This window comes from Enterobacter sp. YSU, assembly GCF_016082135.1.
GTDB lineage: Bacteria > Pseudomonadota > Gammaproteobacteria > Enterobacterales > Enterobacteriaceae > Enterobacter > Enterobacter hormaechei_C.
In genome coordinates, this window is the sequence record NZ_CP059487.1 from 690,721 (window position 1) to 703,218 (window position 12,498).

Below are 12,498 nucleotides of genomic sequence, written 5' to 3' on the forward strand. Positions count from 1 at the left end.
CGGTTCTATGGCTGAGCCTCCGACTTGACGCATCCCAAGTCCTCATAACGGCTTATCTCAGCTAGCCTACACGTCTTTCCGTAGTGTCAGCAGACCTCTCAGCCTGCGATGGTTGGAGTTCCAGACGAACCGTCGAAGTTACCAACTAGGCGGTATCAATGGTAAGCACCGCCTCTGTTATCTCACCACTCCGCTCTTTCGCCTTTGACGTCCGAGCATACCTGAAAATATACACTTCTATTTCGCCAAATCAAGTTATTTAAGAAATATTTTTCATTTAAGCAGCAATTAGAGAAATCTCATTCTCCATTTCGCGCTTCATTGCATAGAAAAATTCTGCTTCGAATACTTTTTCACACCAGACAACCCGGCGGCGGCAAGCCTGGATATCTAATCCGGTGATCAGGTGCATCTTCCTGGCGATATCTTGCGTGCAGTTGCGTTCGCAGTATCGTTTAATGGCGTAATCGCGGACTGGGCTTTCACGGTGGAATAACTTGACCATCACCTTTTCAACGAACGCTGCATCATCTGATTCTTTGGCGAGAGCGATGATGTTGCTGGCAGAGGATTGAGGGATGACCAGTTCGCGAGCTTTCTTATAGAGTTCCTCACCTCTCAGCGCCCCACCCTCGTCGCTATAAAGCCAGTTGACCATTCTCTCGATGTGTCCACCCATATCAGGATTCCATTGAGTCCGGATCATCAGGCGGCCAATAACGTTAACAGCGCCAGCTGGTGAGTCATCGCCGCGATTAATTCTGCCCCACACTGACATCATGTACTGCACCCAGGCTCGTTGCTTGGTTGTGATGGTCTTCTTAGGATGCTTCCAGACACGCCGGAAATGGGCGTCATCGACAAAGTTAACCATGGTGTAAATTGGTGTGAGCTTTCTCATTACGCGGCTTCCTTCTGTGGCTGGTTGGTTTTGGCCTGGCTGTGCTTTGCTACTGGCGGCATCTTGGCGCGCTTAACGCTTTCTGCCTGGTATTGGAGGAAGTCGGCGTGGTTCATGCGGCCTCCTGTCGGCGGCCCCGGAGTTTTTCCAGCGCGCGGGCTTTACGGGTGAAGATGGATTTGATGCGCTGCAGGTATGGGATATCGAAGCGGCGCGGCTCGTTATCAGACTCAAGGCGCTCGACACGTTCCAGGCCAATGCGATCAATCAGCCGGATTCGATACTCGACAGCATTTCCGCTCAACTGCCGGTTGCACCGTGTACAGGCCGAGTGGACGTTAAACACGTTGAATTTGAGATGTGAGGCGGCACCACGTGATCGGTAATGGCTGGCGTCGATGGCGCTCCCGGTCAGGTAGTTGCTCTTGCCGATCAGGGGATTTCCACAGCTAACGCACTCTTTCCCCTCGTCGCGGATCCTGATGTAGCGGTTGAAAGCAGACTGGGCCTCTTTATCCCACTGGGACTTAGTCTTGAAGGACTCGCGCATCTTCTGGCGGCGTTCACGCCCTTCCTTCTCTGCCTCTTTCTGCTCCTTGATCCGTTTAGCCTCGGCTTTCACCTTCTCTTTAGCTCGCAACTCCATAGCGTAGATAGCGCCGTGAGCCGGGCAGCACCAACGGATATTGGCGTATTGCGGGATGAACCACTCGTTGCATACCTTGCACTTACGGCGGGTTGGTTTACGCATGGTCACCGCCCTGAACCTGCACCAGTGTTAGATTTCCGCAGAAAACGGCACCGGTATCGATGTACATTTGGTTGGCGTATTTGAGAGGCTGACGCGCTGGGGTGTGGCCGAAAATAAACAGGTCGGCACCGGTAATCTCCGAAACAATGCCGTCCTGCGCATCGCTGATTCGCTCACGATTCCAGATAACCATTTCCTCTGGAACTGGCTTGTTGAATTCATACTCGTTGTGAGGGTAGTCGGCGTGGCAGATGACCACCTTCCGGTCGCCGGTTACCAGTTCGATGATCAGCGGAAGGTCAGCCGCTTTGTGAGCCAGCGCCTTAGCCAGAATCTCTTTGTCGTAGTCCAGATAGAAGAACCAGCCGCCGCCATTTGCCACCCAGTGATTAACGTTGCCATGCGCTGACAGGCCATCAATCATCATCTGCTCATGGTTGCCACGAACTGCCCGGAACCATGGCTGAGTAATCAGATCCAGGCACTCCACGTTTTCGGTGCCGCGGTCGATGAGGTCGCCAACGGAGATAAGCAGATCCTGCGCCGGGTCGAAGTCCACGTTGCCAAGCTGGGTCATGAGGTTGGTGTAGCAGCCATGCAGATCGCCGACTACCCAGATATTGCGCCAGTCAGCGCCGTTGATGCGTTGATAAATGCTCATGCGGATTTCCTTCTGGCGCGCAGGCGTAACCAGCGCACGTCATAGAGATGGGCGGAATAATTGAATGTCGGGATGTCCGAAGGCTTAGCGACCGGCTTGCGCTTACTGCGTGCCGGCACCTTGAAGATGTGATTGCTCATTACGCGAGCGAGAGGGCTAGCCACTGGCACCTCCAAAGCGAGAGGCCCATTCCATTGCTAAGCGGGATTCATCGCCCCAACGGACGTTACGCTCAGCACCAAAGGCATGGATTAGCTCGATGAGGTCGCGCATCTGGCCGACGGTCATTTTGCTGGTTGACTGGCCCAGCACCACGAAGCCATCACCGGTGAGGTTCGGCACGACTTCCTGCTTAACCAGTGCGGCGGTGAAAATATGCTTCCAGTTCTCAGAGGAGAGCTTGCGGCCATGCCATTCAACCTGGTTGCTGATGTCGCCCAAAATTGCCCAAAGCTTGGAATTCTGGTCGATGGAGCGGGTCATCTCTTTTATCTCGATGACGACCGGTCGCTTCTCGTTGAGCTGCAGCTGGTTAATCGCGCTGATGGCATTGGCGCGGATGTTGGTGTTTCGGAGGAGGAATTGCTGTTTCATACGGCCTCCCCACAGGAAACCGCAGAATGCAAGAAATCGCAGGTGCATTTCTGCATCTGTGACAAGGTGAGGAGTTCAGATTGTGGTCGCATTTAAGTCCCCTTAAATGCGCAGAAGTCACCAACGGGTGTTCAGGCCATCAGCAAAGAAAGTATGGACGGTTGATTCAACAAAATCAACTCAAGAGAAAGGCCTCCGAAGAGGCCCTGGGCGGGTCGATATGTGAATCCCCATATCGCTTGTATGGTAGCTATGTCAACTCAGGAAGTTTGAAGCCAGCCATGTCTTCTGCCCGGATGGGAGGTGACAGGCAGTCAGCAAAGACCAGTGAACCATCGAGCAAGATAACGAAACTCCACCCTCTGAACAGGCTGGCGCTACACCAGTCGGCCTTAAGCGGCACATCTGGCATCCTGTCCGGGAAGGTTGGGTAATGCTCTGCAAGCCACTCCATGGCGTCGCAGCGGTTGATGGTGTAATTGTCGTACATCATGCCTCCTGCTGCGGTGATGCTGCTATCATCCGGCGATACACATCGTAAGTTCCGAATTGTTCATCACCAGCCTCAAGCATTTCATGGGTGGGTTCTTCTGGCACCAGCACCCAACCATCCGGAGTCACCGGAGAGTTGCCAGCCTCATACGCAACGCGCAACCAGTGGAAAAACACCTCCGTCATCACGCATCCACATTCGACGTCAATGGTGCCTGTCTGCTGCGAAAGCCACTGCTCGAATGGCAACTTGTAAGCCGTCGTTACAGGTTCGGCACCCTGAAGCATGGCGGCGCGGCAGGCGTTCCAGCCTGCACTGTATCCAATTCTCGGCTCCTGCTTCCCATTTAGAATCATTCTTCCGCGAGCATCTCGTATGTAAGCATCAGGCACAGATACCGGCGCTGGCGGGGCGGTGTAGAGTGGAATCTCTGTAATTTCGTACTCGTTGATATCTTCCTGAGACCAGTTGCCAAATCTTGTATGTAGGCTGAACCGAGCATCAGCGTGAAGATTGTCTTTGTACATGTACGCCACAGGCTCCACTTCGAGCGATGCCAGTGCTATACGCGCCAGCGCAGAAGCCTCACCACATTGAACGTGGTCAGTTTCGATAATTTGCTGTAACTGCTCTTTGGTGAATTCTTTGGTAATAGTGCTCATGGGCGAATCTCCGTTCTTCCACCAAGTAAGCGGATTGCCACCCTTTCCCGCAGAGTAAGCGGCCGATGATGTCCGCGAGCATTAACAATTTCAGGCTTTCCATGCGGCGGATAATTAACCCTGACAGACTGACCATCCAGCGCATGAGAAGCTTCAAGCAGTGTTGACTTTAAGTGCGCAGGGCACTCTTTCTGCACCTTCTCGCCGTCAGAAATTACACCTGCAATGCCCTGAAGCATACTCGCTAAATTGCTGAGATAATTTTTCACGTTTACTCTCCTTTACCGGCTGCGGCTGTAAGTTTATCTTCGGTCTCTTTGAGCCTCTCAAGGCGAATAACCATGCCATGAATAACAACTGGAACCTGGTCATCAACGAGGTCGCAAGGTACTTTCAGAGCGCGTTTCCACTCGCGCATTAGGGCGTTGCGCTGTTCTGCAACAGCAACAATGGCTTCAAGTCGATTGATTCTGTTGTCTTTGGCTTCCAGCTCATCCAGCAGCGCCAGAAGTTCATCCCAGCGCATGATCGGTGCGTAAGTATCTCCAGACCCATGCTTAAGCTTTAAGTCAGCAATAATTTGACTTACTGAATAAGCGCGTTTGTCGATGTTGCTCATTGGGCTGCTCCTTCTGCTTTCTTCTCGTCAACGCTCCAGGCTGTAGCCAGCGCGCCAGTCACCTGCATAAACGAGTGCTTTACTTTAACCGAGAAGGTTTCTCCTGTTGCCGATACCGTTTCGATGGTGGTCAGCTCGCCGCCGCTTTCGAAATCAGGGTAGAACTGCGTTACCAAGTTACTTTCGACAATCACCGATCCGTCTGGCGTGTGCATTTTAAGTTTCATGACTGCACTCCTTTGCGAAATTGACGTGCCACCTCGGCGCATACATTCGGCGCATCAGAGAAATCATCGTCATCCGATGTAACCAACTGCCGCACGCACTCTTCGGCACCCTGCGCCCTCACTTCAGCCAGGAAAGCGTCGGTGGCTGTGGTTTTCTTCATGACATACACGCTGTCCTCGCCAGCCTCATGACCGCAGATGTAACCGTGCAGCACTGGTTGATAGGTTTCCCGTCCAAACAAACCAAGACGCTCGCCAAGCTCCTGAATATCTGCACCATCCAGTGATGCACCATCAGCCGCAGCACGAAAGCAGGTTTTTACAAAATCTTTCAGCCCCGCATTCTCCGCAGCCATCTTCTCAAGCTTCATCTGCAGATTCTCGATAGTCGCATCAGCAGCACGGAACTCGCGCTGAGACACTGCAAGCTTCTGCTCAAGTTCTGTAATGCGTTTGGCAACCTCCGACAGGCAATATTGGAGAGCAGCCACCCGCGGCGAGTTCTCTTCCATCTGCTGCATTAATTCAGCCATTTTTTCCACTGCGTTAATGTTTGTCATACCCCTACCCTCCCCCAAACCATCAATACTCGCTTCATAGCCGCGCTGTTGCGGCACTCCTGAAATATCCCATTGGTACAGCTTCGTGCCGTACCGGCCTGCTCTTCTGGTGTCGCAAGGCGATATGTCACTGTTCGCCAGACCTTGCTCACGCGCACAATCTTGCGGGCCCGCTCCAGATCGATAGCGTTCTTCGTGATGCAGTTGATGGTCATGCCGCACTCTGTGGCCACATCCTTCGCGGTGAAGGTCCGGTGCGTTTCGAGATAACGCAGAATTGCCTGTTTGCCTTTCATGCTGCCCCCTTAGAACGGTATGAATCCCAGGTGAATGAGAGAGTGCATCCGCCGCCGTCGCTCATGCGATCAAGAACGCGCTCGCCGATGAATGCAGCCAGTTCTTCCCGGGTCTGGTTGCTTATCAGAATGGTCGGCTTCATACGCTCATAACGGGTGTTGATGATTTCGAACATGATCAACTTCTCGGCGTCGCTTCCGAACTGCACGCCGACCTCGTCGATAATCAGCAGATCGGGTTTCGTGAAGTAACGGATCACTTCGTCTTCAGTACGGCTTGACCCCTTCGACCAGGTTGACTTGTACTCCCTGGCAATTTTCAGCGCGGTGGTGAACACAGCTGAGCTTTGGTGCTCGGTGATTGCATGCCGGGCGATAGCCAATGCGAGGTGGTTCTTGCCGGTTCCAGGCTTGCCGCACATCACCAGGCCGCCACCCTTCTGCAAACGCTCAGGCCAGCGGCTGGCGTATGCCTGACAGACCTTCAGGGCGCGTTTCGCTTCTTCGTTCACCGGTTCATAATTCTCCAGTGAACAGGATTCAAACCTGGCCGGGATGCTCAGTCCATCCAGCAGGCGATCGATGTTTCTTTTGCGGGCTGCTTCGTTGATGCTAATTCTTTCCGCCTGCAAGCGGCCTAACTCCTCTTTGAGGCATTCAGGGCAGCAGCTTGGGCGCGGGGGAATTTTCACGACAGAGTTTAAGAAATGCCTGGTCCTGCATTCAAAGGGGCCATGCGTTTCGCAGTTCTCGGTGCTGATAGTTAGCTCGATATCTTCATGCTGAACTGGCGGCTGGCTCAGCTCAGTAATGCGTTTCTCAAGTTGATTGATTTTTTCATCCAGCGTCATGATCAGTCCCTCGCCCATGCAGGAATTTCAGTCTGGCCATAGTCTTTGCCAGCAAAGTTCTCAGATACGCGAGACTGCGCGCGAGGCGTCTGCTTGGCGATCTTTGGCTCAAACAAACCCTGCCAGCCATTCGCGATGCTCTGGTTGATGATTTCTTCAGGCTGGTATCCGCTGCACTTGCAACGCTCAAGCAGGTTGATGGCCTGGGTTACCGTCTGCTGAGACTTAATCGGTTTCTTCAGGTCGCGACGATAATCGACCCATGACTTCCAGACTGAAACTGACAGCCATTCAGGAAGGTCAACACCAGCCGGATCGAACGAAGCCGGTTTGGGGGATTTAGGGGGTTTATTAATATTGTCTTTATTGTCTTTTGTAATAGTGTCTTTTGTGTGTCCCCATTTTGGTGACAGGGTTGTCACTGTTTTGGTGACACTTTTTGTCACCACCGTAGGGACACTGTCACTACCATGGTGACAGTCACTACTATGGTGACATTTTGGCGCAGGCTTAGTGCCCGGAATTACCCATTCACTCAGGTTTTTGTTGGGCCCGATCAGCATGCCGTCGGACACTAAAACATTCATCGCAATGAGTTCGTTTTTGGCAGCGTTAACCTTCTGGCGAGGTAGTCTGGTCAGCTCAGAAAGTTGTGAGTCTGCTATGCGGTCCATCTTCTTGTTGAACCCATAGGTTTTGCGGCAAACAGCATGAGCTACCTTGGCCTGATTTTTGGTCAGGTTCGCGCCGATAAGCTCCTCATACAACTCGTTTGCCAGACGGGTGTACCCATCGTCTGTATCGGCCACGCGTTGCTCCTGTATTCCCGAAACTACAGCGGGAAAGTTGAGAATTTCTGCGGTGTTTGACATACTTACTCCCGTTACTTGGCGTAACACAGTGTGATAAGGGCCTTTGAAGTTACCGCTTCAAGGGCTTTTTCTTTTCTTGTGCCTCTCATATAACCCCCAGCATCGATGTAACCATCGTCATCAGCGGTCCTACCTGCTCCGGCATGAGGCGGAACAGCGACGCTATACCCTCGCTTACCTCTTTCAGCTTCTGATGCTCTGGAGCGTCCAGCAGCACGGCCTGTTTAGCCTCAGCGAGTTCTTTCTCGGCTTCAGCCAGACGAGACATTTTGCAATCGGCACCGATAAGGCGAGTGCGATACTCAACAGGCAGCACGGCCATGATTGCGGGCGTCAGCTGGCGCACGTTCTCGCGGTACTGCTCGGAGTCGAAGCGATTATCCAGGAAGCGAAACAGTTTCTGGCGCGCCCGGCTGATGTCTTCCGGAAAGCTGATGGCGGTACCGCCCTGCTCCCGGTATTCGTTGATGATCAGCGCCGAAACGACGTCCTGATTGTCCAGCGCCGACGACCATGCCCGGACCGCATCGCGGATCTTTTCGTGGCCTGGCGCCGCTTTAGCTTGAGCGCGGTTTATCATCGCTCCCGTGTGTATTCCGGTATTGTGTTGATACGCAAGTGAATGCATTTGCTATTCCTGATGTTCCTGTTTCTTACTGTGAGGAAATTCGCGGTACTCGACCGCCTTAACCTCGCCAGTAGGAAGCTTGTTGATGAAAATCTGACGGCCGACCCTGATCGCTTTGCTAATTGCCGTTTGATGGACGCCAATGGCATCAGCTGCTTTTACCTGGCCAACTTCGTCGACATACTCGGCGAGTGAAATTTTCATGTTTAGCGTTGCTCCTTACCGTTAATACAAAAACAATACCACAAGTATTAGATAAATCAATACCGCCGGTATTTTAAAAATATGAGCTTTGGTATTAATATCTGATAATGGAAAAGAAAAAGATCCTCACCCCCGCTCAAGTGGCTGATTCAAAGCGTTTAAAAGCCCTTTACGAAGCGAAGAAAAAAGAACTGGGTATTACTCAGCAATCCATTGCGGACGCGCTGGACATATCCCAGGGTGCCGTTGGCCATTATCTCAATGGAAGGAACGCTTTAAATACAGCGGTAGCATCGGTCTTTGCGAGGCTTCTTGGGATTAGTGTCTCTGATTTCAGCCCGTCACTTGCGAAGGATATCTCTGATATGAGCTCGGTGGCGTCGGAAAATACTTCTTTCGCAGGGCATTATTCACCTGGCTCAAAATATCCGGTGATTAGCAAAGTTCAGGCGGGCGCCTGGTGTGAAGCGGTTGAGCCGTACACCCTTAAAGATATCGACCTTTGGCTTGAATCAGATGCTCACATTCAGGGGGAGGCGTTCTGGCTGCAGGTTGATGGTGACTCAATGACAGCACCGGCGGGTCTTAGCATCCCAGAAGGAACCTTTGTCCTCTTCGATACTGGGCGCGAGGCAATCAACGGCAGTCTGGTAATAGCAAAGCTATCCGATTCGAACGAGGCAACATTTAAGAAGTTAGTGATCGACGGTGCGCAGAAGTACCTGAAGGGTTTAAATCCACAGTGGCCATTGGTAGCGGTGAATGGTAACTGTCGAATTATCGGTGTTGCTGTAGAGACGAAGATGCGGCTGGTGTGATAGGAAAGGTGTTCTGGTCGGCGCATAGTTGGTGATCGGTATTGTATCTGGCATCTAAAACGCCATTACGGCTCGAAAGCATCACTAGTGCCAGAACTACTAATCAGTGATAAAAACAAACTTTGACTGACATTTTTTATCAATATTTCAATCCCTAAGTGACGGAGCAAAAAGATGACAGCTGAAATTGCAGTATATAATCGTTCTGGCATAGCATTAGCCGCAGACTCCGCTGTAACTACTACAAATGGCTTCTCCGAGAAAATATATAATAACGCAGATAAACTATTTGAATTATCAAAGCATCATCCCGTCGCACTAATGATATATAATAATGCGGGTATATGCGGCGCCCCATGGGAATTGATGATTAAAGCTTACAGGAAAAGCCTTAATGACAAGTCTTTTGACTTTATTAGCGAGTATGCTGCCGATTTCTTTAGTTTCGTTCAGAGCAACCAGAATATTGTCACCTTTGATATGCAGGGGAAATATTTCTTTAGCTTGTTTTCAGATGCCATCCTACCCAAACTGTTAAAGGATGTGCAGGATGAGGACGTTGCTGGCTTCATTAAAATAAATAATGCCGCCCCATCTTTTGATGAATATCACAATTTCATCGAGCAACGGTGCCGAAGAAAATTTTCTGAGATAAACGAGAACCCATTTTTTGATTCATTTACGCAGGAAGATTTCGAATTAGCATTTAATGAGCTATCTCCAATAACATATCAATTATGCGCCTTAAGAATACAACCAAATATTGATACTCCTGAAACCCCATACCCTGAATCATTAAAAGAAGCGCTAGCATTGCTTCTTTCATCTTATATGTGTAAAGAAAATGATTTGCAGACTTATTCTGGGATTGTTTTTGCTGGCTATGGGGACGAGGAATTCTATCCTGCAATAGAGTCACATCATATCTACGGTGTTTATAATGGAAAAATTATGAAACCAAGCACCAAGGATAAAGACAACAGTGGCTCTTCAATTGGAATATTCCCTTTCGCACAAGAGGATGAGGTGCACACCTTTATGCAAGGCTGCAGCCAAGGAATTATAAAGTGTGTAGAAGATTCAGTATTTGGCTCTCTTCAGAAATTAAAAATGGAAGTGACTGGATTGATATCGGCACAGCATCCGTCAATCCCTAGATATGAGATTGAAGCAGCCTTCGATGCAACCATTGCAACGACTCAAGGTGATACTCTCGAAGCACTTCAAAACCATATGACGTTAAATCATGTGCAAAAAGTGCTTTCAGTGCTGGGTTCTCTAGCCAAGGTTGATTTAGGGTATATGGCTGAATCACTTGTAAACCTTACCGCCTTTAAGCGTAAAGTCTCAAATGATAGCGACAGTGTTGGCGGACCTATTGACGTTGCTGTATTATCTAAGGGTGATGGCTTCGTTTGGATGAAACGCAAGCATTATTTTGATAAAGAACTGAATTATCAATTTTTTAAGAGAAAATGATGGGGGGAAGCGTGAGCTTACAACAGGTAGTTGATAACGCCTACAAGGCACTTGCAGCAGCTAAGTTCCCGATTGGTAGTGGTAGCAGCTCTCAACAAGCTGCATTAGCTACCAAAAAGAAATAATCTAACCCGGCCACCGCGCCGGGTTTTTATTGCCCACCCATAAAGCCATCCCCCATTCTGCCGATAACTATCCAGCCTGAAGCTGATAACAATAACTATCGCAACACTACCTGCCCGCCCGTGCGGGCTTTTTTATTGCCCCTTCCTCACCAACTCCGCAGCATCCCTGTTAACTCCCTTGCCGATCACGTTTCCTGTTTCCTTCCGGTACTGCTTCAGCTTGTCGATGATGTTTTGCTGGGTCATGGGTAAATCAGCCAGTGACAATTCCATCACCGCCCGCCCCATCGCCTGAATTTTCATGCTTATACGCTCTTCATCCAGAACCATGCACATCCCTCCTGCTGTTTTTTTAAGCGTAGCACTGGTATTTACAAAAATAAAATCACATCAAATTCATACTCTTAGTATTAATCAAAGATTTATTAATACTGGCGGTATTGCTATATATTAATACCGCTAGTATTGTTAACCCATCGAAACGAAACATCGACAGCTGAGCGAAGTTAGCCAGCGGCGGACAGCAAGTCGCCTGCTCATTAAGAATTCAGTCAAGCAGCAAATCACCCGGAGCGCTCCTGGCAAATTGAAATGGCGCCCAATGGGATTGAGGCAGGTGTGTAACGCGTGGCGGGTATAGCACACGAAGAGGACTCCGCACCGGAATGGTTTGCTGCTCAGTTCCCGAACATCGGGGAATCTTTACCAGCAGCTCTTTACGAGGGGCTGACGGTAAACAAAGAGAGGTGAATATGGGAAGCGAGTTAACGTTTCAGGATCGCACTGTCGTGCCATTTGATAACGGTGACGGGAAAATCTGGTTCACGACAGACGCGCTGGCCGACCTTCTTGGATATGCAAACGCCAATAAGGTTTCCAACATCTACAACCGCCACAAAGATGAGTTCACGGATAGTATGACTACCGTGACCAAAGTGAGGAAGGATGGAATAAACAATAGCTTACGTGAAGTTGAGATGCGTATTTTCTCTCCCAGAGGTGCGCACCTTATCGGCATGGTCTCCCGTACCAAGGTCGCCAAAGACCTGCGTATCTGGATGCTCGACCTGGTAGAAAAAGAATCTGGCATTCAGATTGCCCCATTGAATGTCTCAGGACTTGCCAAACTTACCGGTCAGCAGATTCACGATCAGATCGCTTCATTCGACGAGTTGTCTTTCAAACATCGCGGACAAAAAGGCAGCGGATTGCTCGCCCAGCGTAAGAAAGACAAAAAACGCGTTAAGGAAGCGACTCTCCTCGCGCTTCAGTTAACGCAGTTCAGCATCCCAGATCTTGGTGAATTCTCAGAAGGGCTACCGGTATGAGCCCGCAGGAGTTCATTCACAAAAATATCACTTCCGAGCTGATAAGGCTGGGTTACGACGAGAACGCCGCGATGACCGGAGCTGACATGGCGGTGGATCATTACCGTCGCTGCTCTCAGGCCAGCCGTAAGGGGAGAATATTCGACGACTGCCTTTATATCGCTAAGCAGTGGGCTGGAAAGCACAAGTCCAAACAAAAATAAGCCGCCTAACAAGCGGCTTTTTTCATACCTCACCGTTCTCGATGAGTGCGGTTAGTTATGACAACCGGCGGCCATCCACCGCCCATTAGCGCAGAAGTCTTTTAACGTTCAGCGGCCCGGCTTAAGGGCGGAGATGATTATGTCAAAACATTGTGAAAATTGCGGATGCGCAATCCGATCCGGATATTGCACAAACTGCCAGGAAGAAGCGTATATCGCGTTCGTT

At 50.3% G+C, this 12,498-nt stretch carries 22 protein-coding genes; 4 read left to right on the forward strand and 18 right to left on the reverse strand.

The genetic code is table 11. From position 1 onward, the window contains the following. Positions 1–277 precede the first annotated feature (277 nt). From H2Z33_RS03330 to H2Z33_RS03405, 17 genes are all read right to left on the reverse strand, one after another. The gene (locus H2Z33_RS03330; RefSeq protein WP_063134449.1) at positions 278–901 is read right to left on the reverse strand and encodes a hypothetical protein; all 624 of its coding nucleotides are present in this window, start codon (positions 899–901) and stop codon (positions 278–280) included. After that, a complete protein-coding gene (locus H2Z33_RS23360) occupies positions 901–1,017 on the reverse strand; it encodes a hypothetical protein (RefSeq protein ID WP_139153669.1) in 117 nt (38 codons plus the stop codon). The genes H2Z33_RS03330 and H2Z33_RS23360 overlap by 1 nt, the downstream gene beginning before the upstream one ends. Continuing rightward, the gene (locus H2Z33_RS03335; RefSeq protein ID WP_063134450.1) at positions 1,014–1,652 is read right to left on the reverse strand and encodes a recombination protein NinG; all 639 of its coding nucleotides are present in this window, start codon (positions 1,650–1,652) and stop codon (positions 1,014–1,016) included. The genes H2Z33_RS23360 and H2Z33_RS03335 overlap by 4 nt, the downstream gene beginning before the upstream one ends. Then, complete coding sequence (locus H2Z33_RS03340) at positions 1,645–2,313, reverse strand: metallophosphoesterase (protein ID WP_032621561.1); 669 nt, start codon at positions 2,311–2,313, stop codon at positions 1,645–1,647. The genes H2Z33_RS03335 and H2Z33_RS03340 overlap by 8 nt, the downstream gene beginning before the upstream one ends. Further along, a complete protein-coding gene (locus H2Z33_RS03345) occupies positions 2,310–2,477 on the reverse strand; it encodes a NinE family protein (protein WP_032621563.1) in 168 nt (55 codons plus the stop codon). The genes H2Z33_RS03340 and H2Z33_RS03345 overlap by 4 nt, the downstream gene beginning before the upstream one ends. Next, positions 2,470–2,907, reverse strand: a complete 438-nt coding sequence (locus H2Z33_RS03350; protein WP_058689321.1) for a recombination protein NinB — start codon at positions 2,905–2,907, stop codon at positions 2,470–2,472. The genes H2Z33_RS03345 and H2Z33_RS03350 overlap by 8 nt, the downstream gene beginning before the upstream one ends. A 250-nt stretch (positions 2,908–3,157) precedes the next feature. Next, positions 3,158–3,400 carry a hypothetical protein gene (locus H2Z33_RS03355; RefSeq protein ID WP_023157318.1) on the reverse strand — a complete coding sequence of 81 codons (243 nt, stop codon included), beginning with the start codon at positions 3,398–3,400 and terminating at the stop codon, positions 3,158–3,160. Beyond that, entirely contained in the window at positions 3,397–4,062 is a 666-nt protein-coding gene (locus H2Z33_RS03360; RefSeq protein WP_063867256.1) for a hypothetical protein, read from the reverse strand. Before H2Z33_RS03360 ends, H2Z33_RS03355 begins: the two co-directional genes overlap by 4 nt. Beyond that, entirely contained in the window at positions 4,059–4,331 is a 273-nt protein-coding gene (locus H2Z33_RS03365; protein WP_063867254.1) for a hypothetical protein, read from the reverse strand. Before H2Z33_RS03365 ends, H2Z33_RS03360 begins: the two co-directional genes overlap by 4 nt. Positions 4,332–4,333: 2 nt before the next feature. Beyond that, complete coding sequence (locus H2Z33_RS03370; RefSeq protein ID WP_063867252.1) at positions 4,334–4,681, reverse strand: hypothetical protein; 348 nt, start codon at positions 4,679–4,681, stop codon at positions 4,334–4,336. Next, positions 4,678–4,908 (reverse strand): hypothetical protein, encoded by a 231-nt coding sequence (locus H2Z33_RS03375; protein WP_023299831.1) that lies wholly within the window; start codon positions 4,906–4,908, stop codon positions 4,678–4,680. Before H2Z33_RS03375 ends, H2Z33_RS03370 begins: the two co-directional genes overlap by 4 nt. Next, positions 4,905–5,468: a hypothetical protein gene (locus H2Z33_RS03380; protein WP_063867250.1), complete on the reverse strand. Its 564-nt coding sequence runs from the start codon at positions 5,466–5,468 to the stop codon at positions 4,905–4,907. Before H2Z33_RS03380 ends, H2Z33_RS03375 begins: the two co-directional genes overlap by 4 nt. Continuing rightward, entirely contained in the window at positions 5,465–5,764 is a 300-nt protein-coding gene (locus H2Z33_RS03385; RefSeq protein ID WP_023330689.1) for a hypothetical protein, read from the reverse strand. Before H2Z33_RS03385 ends, H2Z33_RS03380 begins: the two co-directional genes overlap by 4 nt. Continuing rightward, positions 5,761–6,633, reverse strand: a complete 873-nt coding sequence (locus H2Z33_RS03390) for an ATP-binding protein (RefSeq protein WP_063135910.1) — start codon at positions 6,631–6,633, stop codon at positions 5,761–5,763. Before H2Z33_RS03390 ends, H2Z33_RS03385 begins: the two co-directional genes overlap by 4 nt. Continuing rightward, positions 6,618–7,487, reverse strand: a complete 870-nt coding sequence (locus H2Z33_RS03395; RefSeq protein ID WP_048218150.1) for a replication protein — start codon at positions 7,485–7,487, stop codon at positions 6,618–6,620. The genes H2Z33_RS03390 and H2Z33_RS03395 overlap by 16 nt, the downstream gene beginning before the upstream one ends. A gap of 85 nt (positions 7,488–7,572) precedes the next feature. Next, entirely contained in the window at positions 7,573–8,115 is a 543-nt protein-coding gene (locus tag H2Z33_RS03400; protein WP_063867247.1) for a toxin YdaT family protein, read from the reverse strand. Positions 8,116–8,118: 3 nt separating this feature from the next. Further along, a complete protein-coding gene (locus tag H2Z33_RS03405) occupies positions 8,119–8,319 on the reverse strand; it encodes a Cro/CI family transcriptional regulator (protein ID WP_006176184.1) in 201 nt (66 codons plus the stop codon). A gap of 107 nt (positions 8,320–8,426) precedes the next feature. On the opposite strand from H2Z33_RS03405, the gene H2Z33_RS03410 reads away from it, so the two are divergent. Both H2Z33_RS03410 and H2Z33_RS03415 read left to right on the forward strand, forming a co-directional pair. After that, positions 8,427–9,137: a LexA family protein gene (locus tag H2Z33_RS03410; RefSeq protein ID WP_023303585.1), complete on the forward strand. Its 711-nt coding sequence runs from the start codon at positions 8,427–8,429 to the stop codon at positions 9,135–9,137. A gap of 174 nt (positions 9,138–9,311) precedes the next feature. After that, positions 9,312–10,616 (forward strand): hypothetical protein, encoded by a 1,305-nt coding sequence (locus tag H2Z33_RS03415; RefSeq protein ID WP_059291141.1) that lies wholly within the window; start codon positions 9,312–9,314, stop codon positions 10,614–10,616. A gap of 257 nt (positions 10,617–10,873) precedes the next feature. On the opposite strand, the gene H2Z33_RS03420 is transcribed toward H2Z33_RS03415, so the two are convergent. Continuing rightward, the gene (locus H2Z33_RS03420) at positions 10,874–11,071 is read right to left on the reverse strand and encodes a hypothetical protein (RefSeq protein ID WP_023306033.1); all 198 of its coding nucleotides are present in this window, start codon (positions 11,069–11,071) and stop codon (positions 10,874–10,876) included. Positions 11,072–11,493: 422 nt separating this feature from the next. Here H2Z33_RS03420 and H2Z33_RS03425 point away from each other — a divergent pair, with 422 nt between their 5' ends. Further along, the gene (locus H2Z33_RS03425) at positions 11,494–12,069 is read left to right on the forward strand and encodes a Bro-N domain-containing protein (RefSeq protein ID WP_045911080.1); all 576 of its coding nucleotides are present in this window, start codon (positions 11,494–11,496) and stop codon (positions 12,067–12,069) included. After that, positions 12,066–12,272 (forward strand): hypothetical protein, encoded by a 207-nt coding sequence (locus H2Z33_RS03430; protein ID WP_045911081.1) that lies wholly within the window; start codon positions 12,066–12,068, stop codon positions 12,270–12,272. The genes H2Z33_RS03425 and H2Z33_RS03430 overlap by 4 nt, the downstream gene beginning before the upstream one ends. Positions 12,273–12,498 lie beyond the last annotated feature (226 nt).

Excerpts from the sequence above, each read along its gene's own strand:
- H2Z33_RS03410 (WP_023303585.1), top strand. The coding sequence starts at position 8,427 with ATGGAAAAGAAAAAGATCCTCACCCCCGCTCAAGTGGCTGATTCAAAG.
- H2Z33_RS03350 (WP_058689321.1), bottom strand. The coding sequence starts at position 2,907 with ATGAAACAGCAATTCCTCCTCCGAAACACCAACATCCGCGCCAATGCC.
- H2Z33_RS03385 (WP_023330689.1), bottom strand. The coding sequence starts at position 5,764 with ATGAAAGGCAAACAGGCAATTCTGCGTTATCTCGAAACGCACCGGACC.
- H2Z33_RS03355 (WP_023157318.1), bottom strand. The coding sequence starts at position 3,400 with ATGATGTACGACAATTACACCATCAACCGCTGCGACGCCATGGAGTGG.
- H2Z33_RS03405 (WP_006176184.1), bottom strand. The coding sequence starts at position 8,319 with ATGAAAATTTCACTCGCCGAGTATGTCGACGAAGTTGGCCAGGTAAAA.
- H2Z33_RS03415 (WP_059291141.1), top strand. The coding sequence starts at position 9,312 with ATGACAGCTGAAATTGCAGTATATAATCGTTCTGGCATAGCATTAGCC.
- H2Z33_RS03330 (WP_063134449.1), bottom strand. The coding sequence starts at position 901 with ATGAGAAAGCTCACACCAATTTACACCATGGTTAACTTTGTCGATGAC.
- H2Z33_RS03370 (WP_063867252.1), bottom strand. The coding sequence starts at position 4,681 with ATGAGCAACATCGACAAACGCGCTTATTCAGTAAGTCAAATTATTGCT.
- H2Z33_RS03430 (WP_045911081.1), top strand. The coding sequence starts at position 12,066 with ATGAGCCCGCAGGAGTTCATTCACAAAAATATCACTTCCGAGCTGATA.
- H2Z33_RS03335 (WP_063134450.1), bottom strand. The coding sequence starts at position 1,652 with ATGCGTAAACCAACCCGCCGTAAGTGCAAGGTATGCAACGAGTGGTTC.
- H2Z33_RS03360 (WP_063867256.1), bottom strand. The coding sequence starts at position 4,062 with ATGAGCACTATTACCAAAGAATTCACCAAAGAGCAGTTACAGCAAATT.
- H2Z33_RS03375 (WP_023299831.1), bottom strand. The coding sequence starts at position 4,908 with ATGAAACTTAAAATGCACACGCCAGACGGATCGGTGATTGTCGAAAGT.
- H2Z33_RS03420 (WP_023306033.1), bottom strand. The coding sequence starts at position 11,071 with ATGGTTCTGGATGAAGAGCGTATAAGCATGAAAATTCAGGCGATGGGG.
- H2Z33_RS03380 (WP_063867250.1), bottom strand. The coding sequence starts at position 5,468 with ATGACAAACATTAACGCAGTGGAAAAAATGGCTGAATTAATGCAGCAG.
- H2Z33_RS23360 (WP_139153669.1), bottom strand. The coding sequence starts at position 1,017 with ATGAACCACGCCGACTTCCTCCAATACCAGGCAGAAAGCGTTAAGCGC.
- H2Z33_RS03400 (WP_063867247.1), bottom strand. The coding sequence starts at position 8,115 with ATGCATTCACTTGCGTATCAACACAATACCGGAATACACACGGGAGCG.
- H2Z33_RS03425 (WP_045911080.1), top strand. The coding sequence starts at position 11,494 with ATGGGAAGCGAGTTAACGTTTCAGGATCGCACTGTCGTGCCATTTGAT.
- H2Z33_RS03395 (WP_048218150.1), bottom strand. The coding sequence starts at position 7,487 with ATGTCAAACACCGCAGAAATTCTCAACTTTCCCGCTGTAGTTTCGGGA.
- H2Z33_RS03390 (WP_063135910.1), bottom strand. The coding sequence starts at position 6,633 with ATGGGCGAGGGACTGATCATGACGCTGGATGAAAAAATCAATCAACTT.
- H2Z33_RS03340 (WP_032621561.1), bottom strand. The coding sequence starts at position 2,313 with ATGAGCATTTATCAACGCATCAACGGCGCTGACTGGCGCAATATCTGG.